Annotated in this window: 18 protein-coding genes; 12 read left to right on the top strand and 6 right to left on the bottom strand. The window is 60.4% G+C overall.

Annotated features, from left to right (window positions below):
- Nucleotides 1-97 precede the first annotated feature (97 nt).
- The 3 genes from PR017_RS12000 (at nt 98) to PR017_RS11990 (ending at nt 1,628) form a co-directional block, all read left to right on the top strand.
- On the top strand, nt 98-892 hold the full coding sequence (locus tag PR017_RS12000) for an N-formylglutamate amidohydrolase (RefSeq protein ID WP_111222343.1): 795 nt from the start codon (nt 98-100) through the stop codon (nt 890-892).
- A 9-nt stretch (nt 893-901) separates the two neighbouring features.
- On the top strand, nt 902-1,207 hold the full coding sequence (locus PR017_RS11995; RefSeq protein ID WP_111222344.1) for a DUF1244 domain-containing protein: 306 nt from the start codon (nt 902-904) through the stop codon (nt 1,205-1,207).
- 166 nt (nt 1,208-1,373) lie between these two features.
- The gene (locus PR017_RS11990) at nt 1,374-1,628 is read left to right on the top strand and encodes a DUF2312 domain-containing protein (protein WP_111222345.1); all 255 of its coding nucleotides are present in this window, start codon (nt 1,374-1,376) and stop codon (nt 1,626-1,628) included.
- A 95-nt stretch (nt 1,629-1,723) separates the two neighbouring features.
- Here the strand turns inward: PR017_RS11990 and PR017_RS11985 are convergent, their stop codons facing one another.
- Both PR017_RS11985 and PR017_RS11980 read right to left on the bottom strand, forming a co-directional pair.
- Nucleotides 1,724-3,661: a peptidoglycan L,D-endopeptidase MepK gene (locus PR017_RS11985; RefSeq protein WP_111222346.1), complete on the bottom strand. Its 1,938-nt coding sequence runs from the start codon at nt 3,659-3,661 to the stop codon at nt 1,724-1,726.
- Between the two features lie 175 nt (nt 3,662-3,836).
- On the bottom strand, nt 3,837-5,417 hold the full coding sequence (locus PR017_RS11980; RefSeq protein WP_111222347.1) for a sigma-54-dependent transcriptional regulator: 1,581 nt from the start codon (nt 5,415-5,417) through the stop codon (nt 3,837-3,839).
- Between the two features lie 215 nt (nt 5,418-5,632).
- Between PR017_RS11980 and PR017_RS11975 the strand changes: the two genes are divergently transcribed.
- The 9 genes from PR017_RS11975 to PR017_RS11935 all read left to right on the top strand — a co-directional run bounded on the left by PR017_RS11975 (nt 5,633) and on the right by PR017_RS11935 (nt 14,164).
- Nucleotides 5,633-7,489, top strand: a complete 1,857-nt coding sequence (locus PR017_RS11975; protein ID WP_111222348.1) for a M3 family oligoendopeptidase — start codon at nt 5,633-5,635, stop codon at nt 7,487-7,489.
- A gap of 40 nt (nt 7,490-7,529) precedes the next feature.
- Nucleotides 7,530-8,687, top strand: coding sequence for an aminodeoxychorismate synthase component I (locus tag PR017_RS11970; protein ID WP_111222349.1), 1,158 nt, complete (start codon nt 7,530-7,532; stop codon nt 8,685-8,687).
- The gene (locus tag PR017_RS11965) at nt 8,636-9,313 is read left to right on the top strand and encodes an aminotransferase class IV family protein (RefSeq protein ID WP_111222976.1); all 678 of its coding nucleotides are present in this window, start codon (nt 8,636-8,638) and stop codon (nt 9,311-9,313) included. The genes PR017_RS11970 and PR017_RS11965 overlap by 52 nt, the downstream gene beginning before the upstream one ends.
- 124 nt (nt 9,314-9,437) lie before the next feature.
- A complete protein-coding gene (locus tag PR017_RS11960) occupies nt 9,438-9,722 on the top strand; it encodes a YciI family protein (RefSeq protein ID WP_111222350.1) in 285 nt (94 codons plus the stop codon).
- A 3-nt stretch (nt 9,723-9,725) separates the two neighbouring features.
- Nucleotides 9,726-10,097: a nuclear transport factor 2 family protein gene (locus tag PR017_RS11955; protein WP_111222351.1), complete on the top strand. Its 372-nt coding sequence runs from the start codon at nt 9,726-9,728 to the stop codon at nt 10,095-10,097.
- Nucleotides 10,098-10,230: 133 nt separating this feature from the next.
- Nucleotides 10,231-11,682 carry a homospermidine synthase gene (locus tag PR017_RS11950; RefSeq protein WP_111222352.1) on the top strand — a complete coding sequence of 484 codons (1,452 nt, stop codon included), beginning with the start codon at nt 10,231-10,233 and terminating at the stop codon, nt 11,680-11,682.
- Nucleotides 11,683-11,855: 173 nt separating this feature from the next.
- A complete protein-coding gene (gene omp10 / locus PR017_RS11945) occupies nt 11,856-12,230 on the top strand; it encodes an outer membrane lipoprotein Omp10 (RefSeq protein WP_111222353.1) in 375 nt (124 codons plus the stop codon).
- Nucleotides 12,231-12,377: 147 nt separating this feature from the next.
- Entirely contained in the window at nt 12,378-12,824 is a 447-nt protein-coding gene (locus PR017_RS11940) for a DUF2231 domain-containing protein (RefSeq protein WP_111222354.1), read from the top strand.
- Between the two features lie 65 nt (nt 12,825-12,889).
- Nucleotides 12,890-14,164, top strand: a complete 1,275-nt coding sequence (locus tag PR017_RS11935) for a PQQ-dependent sugar dehydrogenase (RefSeq protein ID WP_240539161.1) — start codon at nt 12,890-12,892, stop codon at nt 14,162-14,164.
- Nucleotides 14,165-14,263: 99 nt separating this feature from the next.
- Here the strand turns inward: PR017_RS11935 and PR017_RS11930 are convergent, their stop codons facing one another.
- From PR017_RS11930 to PR017_RS11915, 4 genes are all read right to left on the bottom strand, one after another.
- On the bottom strand, nt 14,264-15,232 hold the full coding sequence (locus PR017_RS11930) for a threonine ammonia-lyase (RefSeq protein WP_111222977.1): 969 nt from the start codon (nt 15,230-15,232) through the stop codon (nt 14,264-14,266).
- A 108-nt stretch (nt 15,233-15,340) separates the two neighbouring features.
- The gene (locus PR017_RS11925) at nt 15,341-15,913 is read right to left on the bottom strand and encodes a DUF4865 family protein (protein ID WP_111222356.1); all 573 of its coding nucleotides are present in this window, start codon (nt 15,911-15,913) and stop codon (nt 15,341-15,343) included.
- Complete coding sequence (locus tag PR017_RS11920) at nt 15,910-16,314, bottom strand: cupin domain-containing protein (protein WP_111222357.1); 405 nt, start codon at nt 16,312-16,314, stop codon at nt 15,910-15,912. Before PR017_RS11920 ends, PR017_RS11925 begins: the two co-directional genes overlap by 4 nt.
- Nucleotides 16,315-16,318: 4 nt before the next feature.
- Nucleotides 16,319-16,708, bottom strand: a complete 390-nt coding sequence (locus PR017_RS11915; protein WP_111222358.1) for a tautomerase family protein — start codon at nt 16,706-16,708, stop codon at nt 16,319-16,321.
- Nucleotides 16,709-16,716: the final 8 nt, after the last annotated feature.

Here is a 16,716-nt window from a genome sequence, read left to right as displayed (position 1 = left end):
CAACCCCAAACCCGCCACGATATCATGCAAACCTTGCACCTCGGCGTCCTGCATGCGATCAAGCAGCGGACCGAAATGAGGCTGGCAGCACCCGCGCATGCATGACTTCAACGCTTTCGAAATCATAGACGGCAATCGTGACAGGGGCATGGTGATCCTCGGCGATCACGCCATGAACCGGCTGCCGCCACATTACAATCAGCTCGGATTGCCGGCCGCTGCTTTCGAGCGGCATATTGCCTATGACATCGGCGTCGAGGATTTGTGCCGGAGGCTGTCGCGCATGCTGGGCGTGCCCGCCGTGCTCAGCGGTTTTTCGCGATTGCTGATCGATCCCAATCGCGGCGAAGACGATCCGACGCTGATCATGAAAATCTCCGATGGCGCGATCATTCCCGGCAATCATCCGATTTCGGACGCCGAATGGATGAACCGCATTGCAACCTATCACCGTCCCTATCACGATGCCTTGGCAGAGGTGATTGCCAGTGTGGCGGCTGAAAGCGGGAAGGCACCGCTGGTGTTGTCTCTGCATTCCTATACGCCCGCCTGGAAGGGCGTGCCGCGTCCTTGGCATGCGGCGGTCCTCTGGGACACCGACGATCGCGCCGTCCTGCCGCTGCTCTCCATGCTGCGGGCCGAAGGCCTGGTTGTCGGAGATAACGAACCCTATGACGGTGCGCTGCGCGGTGACACGCTCTACCGGCACTGCATGGTGACCGGCATTCCGCACACTCTACTGGAGGTGCGCCAGGACCTGATCGGCGACGCCGAAGGCGTTGCAGACTGGGCCGATCGGCTGGCACCGATCTTCGCGGCCATGAATGCCGATCCTGCGTTGCACGAGTATAAGGTATTTCCGTCACGCACCGGCCCCTATCCAACGGCTTAAGGAGACAAAATGACCGAACTCAGCAAGGAACAGCAAACCGAGTTCGAAGCTGCCGCCTTTCGCAGGCTGGTCGCTCATCTCGCCGAGCGCAGCGACGTCCAGAACATCGACCTCATGAACCTTGCCGGTTTCTGCCGAAACTGCCTGTCGCGCTGGTATGGCGAGGCGGCCAATGAGCGCGGCGTGCCGCTCAGCAAGGAAGAGTCGCGCGAGATCATCTACGGCATGCCCTACGAAGAGTGGCAGAGCCTCCACCAGATCGAGGCGACGCCTGTGCAAAAAGCCGCGTTTGAAACCAGCAAGCCAAAAGAATAGGTCAACCTTTACCAAATCGGCTTGACCTCCAGCGCCGTTCGCGGCACGTCATCCCGCGATCAAACCACCCGTCCGTCCAACAAGCGGCACCTGCCGTCGACACGGCTGTCGGCCAGCTGCTTGCGTTTAACGGCCCGCATCATCTGTCTAGCGAGGAAAGAAATCCATGAGTGAAGTAATGGGCGCAGAGCCGGTCGCGGCCGCCGAACTGAAGCAGTTCATCGAACGCATCGAGCGTCTGGAAGAAGAGAAGGCAGCCATCAGCGGCGATATCAAGGATGTCATGGGCGAAGCCAAGGGCCGCGGTTACGACACCAAGGCCATCCGCACCATCATCCGCCTCCGCAAGAAAGACGCCAACGAGCGCATGGAAGAAGAAACCATCCTGCAGACCTACATGGCCGCACTGGGTATGGAATAGCCCACTCGGGCCCTTCTCCAGAAAGCACTTCAGCATTCAAACAGAAAACCCGCCGAAGCGATCCGGCGGGTTTTCTTTATAAGCTTGGGTAATGGCTATTGCAGCGTGTCGAATTTCTTGACCGGCAGGAAGTTGACGGCGGAGCCGTTGAAGCGTTCGGGGTCAATAGCAGCGGTCTGCTGCTTGAAGCCTTCCGTATAGACGGTGGTCGGCTGGGCGCGTAGCTGCTGGCTGACGAAACGCGGAGCCTTTACCGGGCGGCTCGCGGTTTCGAGGCGGGCGTTGCTGAGAGCCCAGTGCTCGACCATCTTTTCGGTCAGCTTCGGTTCAGTGCGAAGGGTGGCGCGGCCTGCCGTTGCAACAACGGCGTCCTTCTTGCTGGGGCGTCCGCCCTTTGTCGGGATACCTGCGGCGATATTGCTGTCATCGGCGGTCGGTGCATCGAAGGCGTCGTAGAAGCGGACATTGTTAGTCGCCGGCGCTATCTTCGTTTGTGGAGCCAGTGCCGCCATCTGCATCGGTGCCGACGTCGTCGGGCGCTGCTGAGCCGGCCGCTGTGTCGGAACGACCTGCGGCGTCACCGAGGCGATTGCCTGGGCTGCAGGCGGCATCGGCGTTGCGGCAAGCGCATTCAGCACTTCCTCGTCCTTGCGATGCTGCTCGAGCGCGGCAACGACCGAAGGCGACAACGCATTTTCATCCGCATTGTCTTCTTCGGCATCGGTATCGGATTGCGCCGAAGCGAGAAGGTTTTCAGCCACCGCAGGACGCTCCACCGGAACCGGAACGGAAGACAGCTGCGAGTCGGCCTGCGAATTAAGCGGATCGGCGGACGCCGTCTGCATTTCGGCGTCGCCGGGTGCGCGTCTCTGGCCAAGCAGCGATGGCACAGGCACGCTGAACGAGCTCAGGTCCGTATACTGCGGCAGGGATGAGGAGCCGTTTGCCGGCAGAGCTGCGGAGAGCGCATCCTGGGCGGCGCTATGGTTTGGCGAGACCAGCGCAGAAGCGACATCGCTGCCACCAGCCAGATTGCCGAAGGAAGGCCGGACAGCCGGGATCGGCGCATTGAGGCTCGCCACGGCAGTCTGAGGTGCTTCCTCATCATCCGTTGGCTGGACGACTGCCGGAGCCTGCTGGCGCGGCGTGGACGTTGTCGTGGCCACTGCCTTTGTCGGCGTGGATTCTGCATCGGAATTATCTTCGGCCTCGTCAGCCCCGCCGCCGCCAAACAGCGTCGCGAAGAAGCCGCGATGCTTGGTGGGCGAAACGCTGGCAACCTGGATATCGTCTGAAGACATGCGGCGCTTGTAGTCGGCGACTGCCTGGTCGTAGCCTGGAAGCGGCTTGCCGTCGGCCGGGATATGCATCGTCTTGCCGTTCGGGAACAGCCGGACAAGATCCTGGCGATCCATGCGCGGCCAGGCGCGAACGCCGCCGACGTCCATGTGAACGAAAGGCGAGCCCGATGTCGGATAGTAGCCGACGCCGCCGGTCTGCAATTTCATGCCGAGTTCGCGCAGCTTGGCGAGCTTGACGTCGGGAATGTAGAAATCCATTGCGTTGCCAAGCATGTGCTGGCTCTTCTTCGCAACGCCAGTGTGGGCATTGCGGGTGCGTAGCATCTCGTTTGTATCGGGCGAGCGGAAGCCACAGACGACGTTGATGAATTCATGCGAACCGCTCTCGCGGTAGACTTCCCAGATCAGGTCGAAAAGCCGGGGGTTCATCTTGGTCGGCTGGTTCTTGCGCCAGTCGCGCAGGATGCGGTTGAGCTGCTCAAGACCACGCGGGTCGAACTTGCCATTGCGCTTGTAGGTGATCACAGCCTTTTCGCCCGTATGGACGTAGTAGATCTTGAGGCTGCGCGTCTCGCCTTCCGCCTGTGAAGGTGAACCCACGAAAACCGGCGTCGAAACTGCGATGGCGACCGCACCAATGGCAAGCGCCCTGGCCGTCTTCACGCAAATATCCGAACATACGGTGCGCCAGTTCAAGCCTTTACGCTTGGAATTCCCATTCAGTTTCTGCAAGTCGATCCCCGTCCGACAGCAAATGCCGCATAACGTTCCAAATGTCTGTCAATTGCGGTCACACGATGGCAAAAATGCCACACATGTTCAACCACTTCTTACATAGTGAACGATCCACTAACAAGAGCTTTACGACCAGTAACGGAATATGCTTGCCCGAACGTTAAGAAGGCGATCAGGCAGCGTTTTTCTGTGGGTCATCCGGATCTATACCGTAATCCTTCAATTTGCGGTAGAGGGTAGAGCGGCCAATGCCTAGTTTTCGGGCTACCTGGCTCATCTGGCCGCGGTAAAATTTCAGTGCAAAACGAATCAATTCCTCCTCTATGTCGGCCAGTTTCCGCACTTCTCCGGACGGACCGGTGCTGGCGATCTGATTGTCGGGAACCGAAACATCGGTTTTTTCAGCCGGTTGGGGCGCCGGTGATTCGTTGGTGACGCTCTCGACGTGGTCCGATTCTCGCCCGCCCACGAGCGAAAGACCGCCTTCGCCCATGGCACGCCTGGAGATGCCGCCGGCAGCCATCTGTTCCGAGGTGAGGTAGCCCGGCAGTTGAGCGGCGATCTGCGGAAAATCCGCTTCGACCAGATCGGAGCCCTGCGCCAGGACGACGGCGCGGAAGATGGCGTTTTCGAGCTGGCGGATATTGCCGGGCCAGTCGTAGGCTGTCAGCAGCGCCATGGCGCCGGCGCTGATGCCGAGCGTGTGACCGATCTTCTGCTCGGCGGAAAAGCGCTCGACGAAGACGCGTACCAGATGCGGGATATCTTCCTTGCGCCGGCGCAGCGCCGGCATGGTGATCGGGAAGACGTTGAGGCGGTAATAGAGATCCTCGCGGAACCGCCCGGCCTTCACTTCCTCGATCAGGTCCTTGTTTGTGGCGGAGATCAGCCTGACATTGACTTTTTGCGTCGTGCGGGCGCCGATCGTTTCGATTTCGCCCTGCTGTACGGCGCGCAGCAGCTTCACCTGCACCTCGACAGGCAGGTCGCCAACTTCGTCGAGGAACAGCGTGCCGCCATCGGCTTCCATGAACTTGCCGACATGGCGCTCTGTGGCGCCGGTGAACGCACCCTTTTCGTGGCCAAAGAGGATGCTTTCGACGAGGTTGTGGGGGATGGCGCCACAGTTGACGGTGATGAAAGGCTTGTTGGCGCGGTCGCTGGCCGACTGTATGGCGCGTGCCACCAATTCCTTGCCGACGCCGGATTCGCCCTCGAGCACCACGGGGATGTTCGAAAGCGCTGCCCGCTGGGCGAGGTCGGTGATGCGGATCATCGCCGGACTGGCGGAGATGATGTCGTCGAAGCCGATGCTGCCGGAGCGCGTCTTGCGGCCGGCCCGCGCTTTGGCTTCGCGCTGGTCGAGCTTCAGGGCGCCGTGAATGGCGCTTGCGATGCGTTCGGGCGAAACCGGCTTGACGACGAAATCGAAAGCGCCGGCGCGCATCGCCTGCACCACGGTTTCGATGCCGCCCTGGCCTGTCTGGACGATCACCGGTATGTCGGTGCCCATCTCGTGAAGGGCGGCCAGAAATTCCAGCCCGCCCATTTCCGGCATCATCAGATCGAGCACGATGACATTGACGCGGCCGCTGTTCTCTTTGAGGACCTGTAGCCCGAGCCGACCGTTCTCGGCCAGCAACGTCGCATAGCCATGCCGCTCGACAGCGTTCTTCAGAAGCCGGCGCTGGACCGGATCATCCTCGACGATGAGAATCTGCGCGCCGACCTTGGCGTCATTATGTATGGTCATTAGTGCCTCACCTCATGCGAAACTTGAGGTGATTTTGGCAGACAGGATTGAACATCCAGTTCTGAGAAATAACGGCATTTTAATCAATGCACGATCAGCACAACTTCGGCCTGGGGCAGTGATTTTACCGCGAAAATCGGCTTGCCGCCATCGTTAGGGCCCATTAGACACGACAGATGACCGTGCCAGACCAGGAAAGCAGAGGATAACTGCCCATGAGCCGCCATTCGCTCCACGCCTTTCTTAACCTTTCGGCCGACATTGCCGTCAAAGCATCTGCAGATGCAGCACTGGGAGATCTGCCCGTCTGGAAGCTCGCGGATCTCTATCCCTCGGCAACGTCTCCAGCATTTCTCGCCAACATGGAAAAGGCTGCTTCAGCGTCGGTTGCGTTCGCGGAAAAGTGGAAGGGCAGGCTCGGCACCGCGGCGATGAGCACGGGCGAAGCCGGTATCGGTGCGGCGCTGCGCGAATACGAGGCGCTCGACGACCTCATGGGCCGGATCGCCTCCTTCGCCGGCCTGACTTACTTCTCGGACACCAGTAATCCGGCCAACGGCAAGCTCTACGGTGATGTACAGGCGAAGATTACCGAAGCCAGTTCGCACCTGCTGTTCTTCGCGCTTGAGCTCAACAGGCTCGACGACGTGCTGATCGATGCCTGTATGCAGAACGATCCTGAAGCCGGCCACTATCGTCCTTGGCTGGTCGACCTGCGCCAGGACAAGCCCTACCAACTCGAGGACAAGATCGAGCAATTGTTCCTCGAAAAGTCGATGACGTCGGCCGCCGCCTTCAATCGTCTGTTCGACGAGACCATGGCCGAGTTGCGCTTCGAGATCGACGGCGAGATGTTGCCGCTGGAGATGACGCTCAACCTGCTGCAGGATCCCGACACGGCAGTCCGCAAGAAAGCCGCCATGGCGCTGGCCGCCACCTTCAAGGCTAATCTGCGGGTCTTCACGCTGATTACAAACACGCTCGCCAAGGACAAGGACATTTCGGACCGCTGGCGGGGTTTCAAGGACATCGCCGACAGCCGGCATCTTGCCAACCGGGTCGAGCGCGAGGTCGTCGATGCGCTTGCCGCTGCGGTTCGTGATGCCTATCCGCGACTGTCGCACCGCTATTACAAGATGAAGGCCAAGTGGCTCGGCATGGAGCAGATGGATTTCTGGGACCGCAACGCGCCGCTGCCGGAGACCTCGAATGTGCTCATTCCCTGGGGCGACGCCAAGGAGACAGTGCTATCGGCCTACAATGACTTTGCGCCTGAGATGGCCGCAATCGCCCGCCGCTTCTTCGATGAGCAGTGGATCGATGCGCCGGTGCGGCCAGGCAAGGCACCGGGCGCATTTGCGCATCCGACAGTGCCTTCCGCCCATCCCTATGTGCTGGTCAACTACCTCGGCAAGCCGCGCGACGTGATGACCCTTGCCCATGAGCTCGGCCACGGCGTGCATCAGGTGCTGGCCGGCGGGCAGGGCGCATTGATGTGCCAGACGCCGCTGACGCTGGCCGAAACCGCTTCGGTCTTCGGCGAGATGCTGACCTTCCGGGCTCTTCTGGAAAAGACCACTGACAAGCGCGAGCGCAAGGCGATGCTCGCCCAGAAGGTCGAGGACATGATCAACACGGTCGTGCGCCAGATCGCTTTCTACGAATTCGAACGCAAACTGCACACTGCGCGCAAGGCTGGCGAGCTGACGTCGGAGGATATCGGGGCGCTCTGGCTATCCGTGCAGGAGGAAAGCCTCGGGCCGGCGATCCGTATTTCAGAGGGCTACGAGACCTACTGGACGTATATCCCGCACTTCATCCATTCGCCCTTCTACGTCTATGCCTATGCCTTCGGCGATTGCCTGGTCAATTCGCTCTATGCCGTCTACCAGAAGGCGGAGCCGGGGTTCCAGGACAAGTATTTCGAGCTTCTAAAGGCCGGCGGCACCAAGCATCATTCCGAATTGCTGAAGCCGTTCGGCCTCGACGCCACCGATCCATCGTTCTGGGCGAGGGGGCTTTCGATGATCGAAGGGCTTATCGACGAACTCGAGGCCCTGGACGAGTCATAAAACAACGAAGTGTAAACGCAGGACAAACCACGCCGCACACATGGCCAGCACCGCATCAGTCCTTTTCCGAGACGATACTACCGGCCAGGTGATGCTGTTTGCCGAACCCCTGGATGTGATCGTCGCTCATACGGGCGCCGAGGTGCTGGCCGGTCTGGCGCGGATGCAGCGGGAGAAGGCGGCGGGCCGGTGGCTGGCCGGCTACATGGCCTATGAGGCCGGCTTCGTCTTCGAGGACAGGCTCGCGCCGCTGATTGCCGAGGGACGCCAGACGCCGCTGATGGTTTTCGGGGTCTTCGACGGACCGGCAGCTGCGGACCATCCGCTCTCGCAGCCGCAGCGTCGTCTTGAAAACGAGGCTTTTCTGACGGATCCGAAGGCCGCGTGGGATTTCGTCGCCTATCAGAAAAGCTTCGACCGGCTTCACCGCCACATCCGGAACGGTGATTGCTACCAGGGTAACCTGACGATGCCGATCGAGGCGCGCTGGAATGGCGATCCGTGCGCCGCCTTCTGGTCCCTGATCGAACGACAGCCGGTCAAGTATGGAGCGCTTGTCGATCTCACCGGCCCGGTCATCTTGTCGCGCTCGCCGGAACTGTTTTTCCGGGTCGACGCCGACGGCTGGATCGAAACCCGTCCAATGAAGGGGACGGCGCCGCGCGGACTGACGCCGGACGAAGACTCCGCCATCGTCGAGGCGATGCGCCAGGACGGCAAGACCCAGGCTGAAAACCGGATGATCGTCGATCTCCTGCGCAACGACATTTCGCTGATCGCAGAGACGGGCAGCGTCGAGGCGCCGAGGCTTTTCGATATCGAGAGCTATCCGACCGTCCACCAGATGGTGAGTTCCGTCCAGGCAAAGCTCCTTCCTGACCTGTCGATCCGGGATATCTTTGCCGCGCTTTTTCCGTGCGGTTCGGTCACCGGCGCTCCAAAAATGTGGGCGATGGAAATCCTCCATGGGCTGGAGGTCGGTCCCCGCGACGCCTATTGCGGTGCTATCGGCATGATTGCGCCTGAGGGTCCCATGCGCTTTTCCGTGGCCATCCGGACGATCACGCTGTTCGACGATTTCAAGGCTGTCTTCAACGTCGGCGGCGGTATCATCTTCGATTCGACCGCCGAGGCGGAGTACGCGGAATGCTTGCTGAAGGCGCGGTTTGCCGTGGGGGACGCGTGGATAGCCCAGTAGATGATTTCTCGCTGATCGAAACCCTGCGCTACGAGCCGGGCCTCGGCTTCCTCAGGTTGAAGCTGCACCTGGCGCGGCTGCAGCGTTCTGCCCGACGTCTTGGTTTTGCGGCACCGGAGCAGGTGGAAGCGGCGCTTGACGCGGCCGTTTGCGACGCATCCAGCCCGCAGCGTGTCCGCCTGACGATGAACCGTACCGGTACTGTTGCAGTTACCACGGCCGGTTTTGTTCCTTTGGCTGCCGATGTGACATGGCGGGTCCGCATCGCCGCCACACGTCTCGATTCCAGCGAAAAGCTGCTTCGGGCGAAAACCACGCGACGCGGGGTCTATGACCGCGCCCGTGCCGAATTCAGCCCTGACGAGGCCGATGAAGTTCTGTTGCTCAACAAGAAGGGCGACGTCTGCGAAGGTACCATTACCTCGGTTTTTGTCGACGACGGCTCCGGCATGCTGCTGACGCCGCCGATTGCCTGCGGCCTGCTGGCCGGCGTGTTGCGCAGCGAACTGATCTGCGCGCGCAAAGCCCGGACCTCTCGGCTGACGGTGTCGGATCTTGCTGAGGCCAAGCTCTACGTCGGAAATTCCTTGCGCGGCCTTATCCCGGCGATATTCGTGCAAGGCTAGCGGCCCGCTTCACTTTCGTAACTGCTGGAAATATGGGCGAAATCTGAGGTTTGTGGTAGATGGTGGTGCTTCGATCGCCTAAGTATTCCAGGTGCCTTATCCCTCCTATCGCCGGAATAATTTCATGTTTATCCTCTCCCTGACCTACCTCAAAAGCAATGAAGAGGCCGACGCCGTCATGGAGCCGCATATCGCCTGGGTGGCCGAAGGATATGCCAAGGGTTGGTTTCTTGCATCCGGTCGCAAAGTCCCGCGCACCGGCGGCGTCATCCTTGCCCGGGGCGAGCGCGCCGACCTGGAAGCCTATGTCGCCGCCGATCCGTTCACGGTGCATGGAGTTGCCCGATACGAGATCATCGAGGTGGCGCTGACGAGGACGGTGGATGGGCTTGAGTTGTTGAGGGGATGAGGCATGGACGGATTGCTCGAGCATCTTCGCCAGCTTGAGGAAAGGCTGTTCGATCCGGTCGTGCGCTCGTCTAGTGAGGCGCTTGAAGGTCTGCTGTCGCCGGAATTCCGGGAGATTGGCAGCTCCGGCCGCATGTTCGGCTTTGCGGACATCATTTCGGCCTTGCTGACGGAAGAGCCGGTCATGTCACGTGCCTTGCACAATCCGAGGCTAGTCATGCTGTCGGAGCATGTTGCGCTGGTGACTTACGGATCGACCAGAGAGACTATGGAGGGTTATGCGGTTCACTCCCTGCGCAGTTCGATCTGGCGGCGGGAAGAAGACGAGCGCTGGCTTATGGTTTTCCACCAGGGGACTTTGACGGATAGGCTATAGTTACGCTCGGCGAGGTGGTCATCCACCCTTTATTGTGACAGGGTTTTGTGATTAGAGCCCTTCACCCATCGTCAAGCGTTTGCTGATGAATCGACAGACACCAAAGAGCCTCCGCTCTTTGAAGGAGAAAAGAATGAAGCAGGAAAACTACCCGGTATATGCCGAAATAACCGGCCCGATCGTGATGATCGGCTTTGGCTCCATCGGCCGCGGCACGCTGCCCCTGATCGAGCGCCATTTCAAATTCGACAAGAGCCGGATGGTTGTCATCGACCCGCGTGAAAACGAAGGCGACATGGCTATTCTTGCCGAGCATGGCATCCGCCATATCAAGGAATACGTCACCAAGGACAATTACAAGGAGCTGCTGAAGCCGCTTCTCACGGAAGGCGGCGGCCAGGGCTTCTGCGTCAATCTTTCTGTCGACACCGGCTCGCTCGACCTGATGAAGCTTTGCCGCAAGCTTGACGTCCTCTACATCGACACCGTCATCGAGCCATGGCTTGGCTTCTATTTCGACAAGAGCATGAAGAACGCCGACCGCACCAACTATGCGCTGCGCGAAACCTTGCGCCATGAGAAGAAGAAGAACCCGGGCGGCACGACGGCCGTTTCCACCTGCGGCGCGAACCCGGGCATGGTCTCGTGGTTCGTCAAGCAGGGCCTCGTCAATCTCGCCCACGATCTCGACATCAAGTTCGACGCGCCGGACCAGCATGACCGCGAAGGCTGGGCCAAGCTGATGAAGAAGGTCGGCGTCAAGGGCATCCACATTGCCGAACGCGATACGCAGCTGACCAAGAACCCGAAGCCGCTCAACGTGTTCTGGAACACATGGTCGGTCGAAGGCTTCATTTCGGAGGGCTTGCAGCCTGCCGAACTCGGCTGGGGTACCCATGAAGAGTGGATGCCGAAGAATGCCAAGAAGCACAAGAAGGGTTGCCAGGCGGCAATCTATCTCGAGCAGCCCGGCGCCAACACACGCGTTCGCACCTGGTGCCCGACGCCCGGCGCGCAGTACGGCTTCCTCGTCACCCACAACGAGTCGATCTCGATCTCCGACTACTTCACGGTGACTGACAAGGACGGAGACGTCTCCTACCGTCCGACCTGCCACTATGCTTACCATCCTGCCAACGATGCCGTGCTGTCGCTGCATGAAATGTTCGGCAATGGTGGCAACGCCCAGCCGGTCATGCATGTTCTCGACGAGAACGAACTGGTCGAGGGTGTCGACGAACTCGGCGTGCTGCTCTATGGCCACGACAAGAACGCCTACTGGTTCGGCTCGCGCCTCTCGCTCGAAGAAACGCGCCGGATTGCGCCATACCAGAACGCCACCGGCCTGCAGGTCACCTCGGCCGTTCTCGCCGGCATGGTCTGGGCGCTCGAGAACCCGAATGCCGGTATCGTCGAGGCGGACGAGATTGATTACAAGCGCTGCCTCGAAGTGCAGATGCCTTATCTCGGTCCGGTCGAAGGCCACTACACGGACTGGACGCCGCTCACCGGTCGTCCCGGGCTGTTCCCGGAAGATATCGACACTAAGGACCCATGGCAGTTCAAGAACGTTCTCGTTCGTTGATAAGACTGGCTGATTAGCACTTGGAATGCCCGCATCGTTGGTGCGGGCATTTTTGTTACGCCTCAAGGATAAATCTGCGGATTGGCGGCCCGAGCCTTGCTTTCAGAAGGGTGCCGCTCCATCTTTTTGCAAAGTGTGCGGCGGATGCCGATTCTGAATTTCGGGGAAGAACCATGAAGATCAAAGCAAGCCTTGCCCTCCTTGTCTCGGCCTTGTCGCTCGCCTCCTGTATGGATCAGGGTCCTCGCCAGATGCCGATGCAGGTCGCGACCCGCCAGGCACCGCAAACGGTGGACGGCACATGGGCCGATCCGAACGGCATCATCTCGACTTTCCAGGGCGGCGGCTTCTCCACGCGGACTACCGACAGCAACCAGCTGCTCGCCTCCGGCACCTATGTCAACACCGCGCCCGGACTCGTCGAGATCAACATGACGTCAATGCTCCGCAAGACGACTTCGAAGGTCAATTGCGCGCTTGTCAACTCGAGCCAGCTAAATTGCACGTCTGACAGCGGCGCACAGTTCTCGCTCGCGCGTCGCGGCTGAGGTTTTTCGGTCAGATATTCAAAAGCTCCCTTCGCGGGAGCTTTTTCCGTTTTGAGGGGATTCAGCGTCGCACCGGGAATGACGGAACGAAAGGCTGGCTAACTGGTTTGCCAACGACGCAATTTGGCGGCATTGGAAGAAAACCCCATGACAAACCCCATTATCTATCCCGTGAGGATCGTTAAACCTCCGCTATTTCCCATTCTGTGGCATTTCGCCGTTGCCTGTTTCATTGGCACGATGATCACCGACATCACCTATTGGCGAACTGCCGAAATGATGTGGGCCAATTTTTCAGCCTGGTTGCTGACGGCCGGCCTGATGGTCGGAGCAGTGGCAGCGCTGGTCTGCCTCGTTGATTTCTTTATTGGCCGCCTTGTCGGCGTCAACCGTCTCTCGGCAATCTACGTGCTCGGTAACGGTGTTGCCTTGGTGCTAGCCATTTTCAATGCCCTGATCCATAGCCGCGATGCCTGGACCTCGGTTGTCCCAACGGGCCTGGTACTCTCTGCAGCCACGCTGATCGTGTTGATCCTCGGTGGCTTGCTCGGCCGCACGCCGGTCTATCGCCAAGATCTAGGAGTAGTCGAGTGATGCGCACCGTGATTTTCCCAAGAACCATTCGCCGCTCGCTCGCTGTCGCGCTCGCCTACACCTCGATGTTCGCTCTCGCCGGCTGCGGTGGCAGCGATCCGGATCCGACGAGCGAAATCGGCGCCAACCCGACGCTGCCGGAACAATCGCAATACCTGGTGCCGCCAATGCATGTCGCCCCAGTGGTCGGCTGGCAGAAGGACGAGACGCCGACTGTGCCCGAGGGCATGCAGATCAAGGCGCTGGCTTCCGGGCTGGTTCACCCGAGATCCCTTTACGTCTTGCCGAACGGCGACGTTCTTGTGGTGGAATCCGTTGCGCCGCCTGCGGCCGCCATTACACGTCCCAAGGACCTGATCATGGGCTGGGTTCAGTCTTTCGCAACCGGAAGTCCGCCACAGCAGGCAAGCAATCGGATCACGTTGTTGCGCGATGCCGATGGGGACGGGGTGGCTGAAGTTCACGAAGTCTTTCTCGATCACCTGAACTCGCCGTTCGGAGTAACCCTTGTTGGCAACGATCTCTATGTTGCCAACACCGATGCAATCATGCGGTTTCCCTATACGCCGGGCGCTACCAAGATATCCGAGCCGGGTGTCAAGCTTGTCGACCTGCCGGGCGGCCCCATCGACCACCACTGGACCAAGAGCCTGGTTGCCAGCGATGACGGCAAGCTGTTGTATGTCGGCGTTGGGTCGAACAGCAATATCACCGAAAACGGCATCGGTGCCGAGAAGGACCGTGCGGCGATCTGGGAAGTCGACAGGGAAACCGGTCGTTCGCGGTTGTTTGCAACCGGCCTGCGCAACCCGAATGGGCTGAGCTTCGAGCCAAAGAGCCATGCGCTCTGGGCTGTTATCAACGAACGTGATGAACTCGGCCCCAATCTGGTGCCGGATTACATGACCTCGGTGAAGGATGGTGCGTTCTACGGCTGGCCTTACAGCTATTACGGACAGCACGTCGATCCGCGTGTCATGCCGCAGCGGCCTGATCTCGTCGAGAAGGCCGTCGTTCCGGACTATGCGCTCAGCTCGCACGTCGCGCCTCTCGGCATGGCGTTCTATACGGGAACAAACCTGCCTGTAGCCTATCAGGGCGGTGCGTTTGTCGGCGAGCACGGTAGCTGGAACCGCCAGACCTTTAACGGCTACAAGGTCGTCTTCATCCCGTTTGCCGATGGTCGCCCGAATGGCAAGCCGCAGGATATCGTCACCGGCTTCATGGGTGCCGACAACAAGACACGTGGCCGGCCAGTCGGCCTTGCCGTTGACAAAACCGGTGGCCTGCTGATTGCCGACGATGCCGGCAACACAGTCTGGCGCGTCTCCGCCAAGTAGGCGCGGCGACATTCTTTGTAAAACAAGCCCGGCGCTGATGTCTCAGCGCCGGACTTTTTTGTCTGAAGGCTTATCTGGTCGTGAGAGGTAGTCTCCCCGTCAGTGGCCGAGGGATTTCAGGAAGACGTCGTTGTCGACGTTGCCGCCTGAAGTGACGGCAATCACCGTGTCGCCGGCGAGTTCGCTGCCGTGGAAGAGGGCGGCGGCCAGAGCGACGGCGCCGCCCGGTTCGACCACCAGTTTCAGCCGGGTAAACGCCAAGGCCATGGCGGCCAGAGCTTCGGCGTCCGTCACGACGAGACCGGTGCCACAGAGCCGCTGCATGATGGGGAAGGTAATCTCGCCCGGCTGAGGCGTGATGATCGCGTCGCAGATCGAGCCGGAGAGCGAAAGATTGCGTTCGATCCGGCCAGACGCCAGCGACCGTGTTGCGTCGTCGAAGCCTTCCGGCTCGCAGGGGCGCACCTTCATGGCTGGCGCGCGGGCCTCGAGCGCCAGTGCGATCCCCGACGTCAGACCGCCGCCGCCGCATGGCACCAGCACTTCGGCCGCGCCGATATCGTTTTCAAGCGCCTGCTCGGCGATCTCGAGCCCCGTCGTTGCCTGCCCGGCTATGACCATCGGTTCGTCATAGGGCCGGATCAGCGTCAGGCCGCGTTCTCTCGACAGCCGGGCGCCGATCTCGTCGCGATCTTCAGTGGCCCGGTCGTAGAGCACCACTTCTGCGCCGAAGGCGCGGGTATTGTCGATCTTCATCTTCGGTGCATTCGACGGCATGATGATGACCGAGGGAATACCATGCATGCGGGCCGCCAGCGCCACACCCTGAGCATGGTTGCCGGAGGAAAAGGCGATGACGCCGCGTGCGCGAACGTCGGGCGACAGCGCCGAGATCGCCGACCATCCGCCACGGAATTTGAAAGAGCCGGTGTGCTGCAGGCACTCAGCCTTAACGAACAGGCGCCGCCCGGCAATTTCGTCGAGAAAGGGCGAAGACAGCAGAGGCGTCCGCCGTGCCTTGCCTGAAAGGCGCACCCGGGCAGCTTCGATCATTGCGATATCGACCAAGAAAAGCTCCATCTCGAAAAAGTAGCGGCATCCCTGCATAGGATCTCGTCATCCCCGATGGAACAGAGACATTGTCCCGGTGACAGCATTTAGGCCAACGCCGAGGTTTCAGGCGCGTTCGGGCAACGAGAGATGGCCGAGACGATAGCCAAGTGTGTCGGTCGGCAACGGCGCCTGTGGCATCTCCCGCCATAGCCGGAAGCGAAGACGTTTCCAGCTATGGGGATCGAAGGCCGAAACCGAGGCCAGTGCTGCACCCGTTTCGATGTCAGCTGTCGCATCCGCGCTGCCTGCCGCACGCATCATGCCGAGATCGGCATCCGGTGCGATATCGGAAATCTCCCGGGTGGCGAAGCGAGCCTTTCGGATGTCAGCGGCGATCGCGGTATTCCAGAGGATCCATGTGTTTACCTGCGGCCGACCAAAGGCCGCGCTGACGCCCGCAAAGCCGGAGCCGCAGATAAAATCGTTCAGTCCCTCGACACCGTTCCAGACATAGAGCGGCGCATAGAGATTGTCTCTCGACCCCGTGGTCGCGTCGCCTTTGCGGGCAGTGAGATAGGCCTTGAAGACGAGATTCGGAAAGTTGTCCAGCAAAGGGCCTTTATCGCGGATTCTCCGGTCGACGATGTCCATGTCGTAGTCGGCGGGGAGCACGAAATTGTATTGCATGGCGATCACTGTCGGTCTCCTTCATTGACGGGCTCGAACCAGGTGACGGCAGTGCCTTCATGTGCGGCCTGGACGCTGAGATAGGTCAAACTCGTCGTCGCGCCGGATCCATGCCAGTGGTGCTCGCCTGGCTCGAAACGGATGCAGTCGCCGGCATGCAGATGCTCGACCGCTCCGCCGTCACACTGCACCAAGGCGATGCCGGAGAGCACGTAGAGGATCTGGCCGTGCGGATGGCTGTGCCAGTGGGTCAGCGTTCCCGGCTCCAGCTTGGCGATCATGGCGCCGAGACCATCCTCCGGCGTCGGGATGAGCGTCTCGAGCAGAAATGGCTTGCTGGATATCCCGTCGGGTGCCTGCTGCAGAGCCTCGCCTGCTCTATGGACGCGGTCCAATTTGCTTTGCGGCATGACGTTATGCCGCCTCTGTCATCTGGGCGCGGCCGTTGCCGAACGACCAGTCCTCGCGCCCGGTGGTGGTAATGACGATCATCACGTCCGCCGCACGGACACCCAGGGTGTCGCCGAGCAGCTCCGTCACCCGTCTATAGAATGCCTGCTTGACCTCGGCGGTGCGAGGCTTGCCGATGGTGACGTCGAAAAATAGGTAGTCGTCCGAGCGCGGTCCGGCGAGGTAGTCGCGGTCGAAGACCAGTTCGCCGGGCGAGCATTGGTGGATGACGTGAAACCGGTCCGCGGAAGGGACATCGAAAGTCTCGACCATGGCGCGGTGAAACGTGTCGCACAGCATCGCGAGGTATTCTGGCGATTTGCCGCGCATCAGGGAAATTCGGGTAATGGGCATGAGGGTTC

Source organism: Rhizobium tumorigenes (assembly GCF_003240565.2).
In the GTDB taxonomy this organism is placed as follows: domain Bacteria; phylum Pseudomonadota; class Alphaproteobacteria; order Rhizobiales; family Rhizobiaceae; genus Rhizobium; species Rhizobium tumorigenes.
Note: the sequence above shows the minus strand (reverse complement) of the source record. Positions and strands in the feature narration are given on the sequence as shown.

Excerpts from the sequence above, each read along its gene's own strand:
- PR017_RS11970 (WP_111222349.1), top strand. The coding sequence starts at position 7,530 with ATGGCCAGCACCGCATCAGTCCTTTTCCGAGACGATACTACCGGCCAG.
- PR017_RS11965 (WP_111222976.1), top strand. The coding sequence starts at position 8,636 with ATGCTTGCTGAAGGCGCGGTTTGCCGTGGGGGACGCGTGGATAGCCCA.
- PR017_RS11950 (WP_111222352.1), top strand. The coding sequence starts at position 10,231 with ATGAAGCAGGAAAACTACCCGGTATATGCCGAAATAACCGGCCCGATC.
- PR017_RS12000 (WP_111222343.1), top strand. The coding sequence starts at position 98 with ATGCATGACTTCAACGCTTTCGAAATCATAGACGGCAATCGTGACAGG.
- PR017_RS11920 (WP_111222357.1), bottom strand. The coding sequence starts at position 16,314 with ATGCCGCAAAGCAAATTGGACCGCGTCCATAGAGCAGGCGAGGCTCTG.
- PR017_RS11955 (WP_111222351.1), top strand. The coding sequence starts at position 9,726 with ATGGACGGATTGCTCGAGCATCTTCGCCAGCTTGAGGAAAGGCTGTTC.
- PR017_RS11940 (WP_111222354.1), top strand. The coding sequence starts at position 12,378 with ATGACAAACCCCATTATCTATCCCGTGAGGATCGTTAAACCTCCGCTA.
- PR017_RS11935 (WP_240539161.1), top strand. The coding sequence starts at position 12,890 with ATGTTCGCTCTCGCCGGCTGCGGTGGCAGCGATCCGGATCCGACGAGC.
- PR017_RS11960 (WP_111222350.1), top strand. The coding sequence starts at position 9,438 with ATGTTTATCCTCTCCCTGACCTACCTCAAAAGCAATGAAGAGGCCGAC.
- omp10 (WP_111222353.1), top strand. The coding sequence starts at position 11,856 with ATGAAGATCAAAGCAAGCCTTGCCCTCCTTGTCTCGGCCTTGTCGCTC.
- PR017_RS11995 (WP_111222344.1), top strand. The coding sequence starts at position 902 with ATGACCGAACTCAGCAAGGAACAGCAAACCGAGTTCGAAGCTGCCGCC.
- PR017_RS11980 (WP_111222347.1), bottom strand. The coding sequence starts at position 5,417 with ATGACCATACATAATGACGCCAAGGTCGGCGCGCAGATTCTCATCGTC.
- PR017_RS11915 (WP_111222358.1), bottom strand. The coding sequence starts at position 16,708 with ATGCCCATTACCCGAATTTCCCTGATGCGCGGCAAATCGCCAGAATAC.
- PR017_RS11975 (WP_111222348.1), top strand. The coding sequence starts at position 5,633 with ATGAGCCGCCATTCGCTCCACGCCTTTCTTAACCTTTCGGCCGACATT.
- PR017_RS11990 (WP_111222345.1), top strand. The coding sequence starts at position 1,374 with ATGAGTGAAGTAATGGGCGCAGAGCCGGTCGCGGCCGCCGAACTGAAG.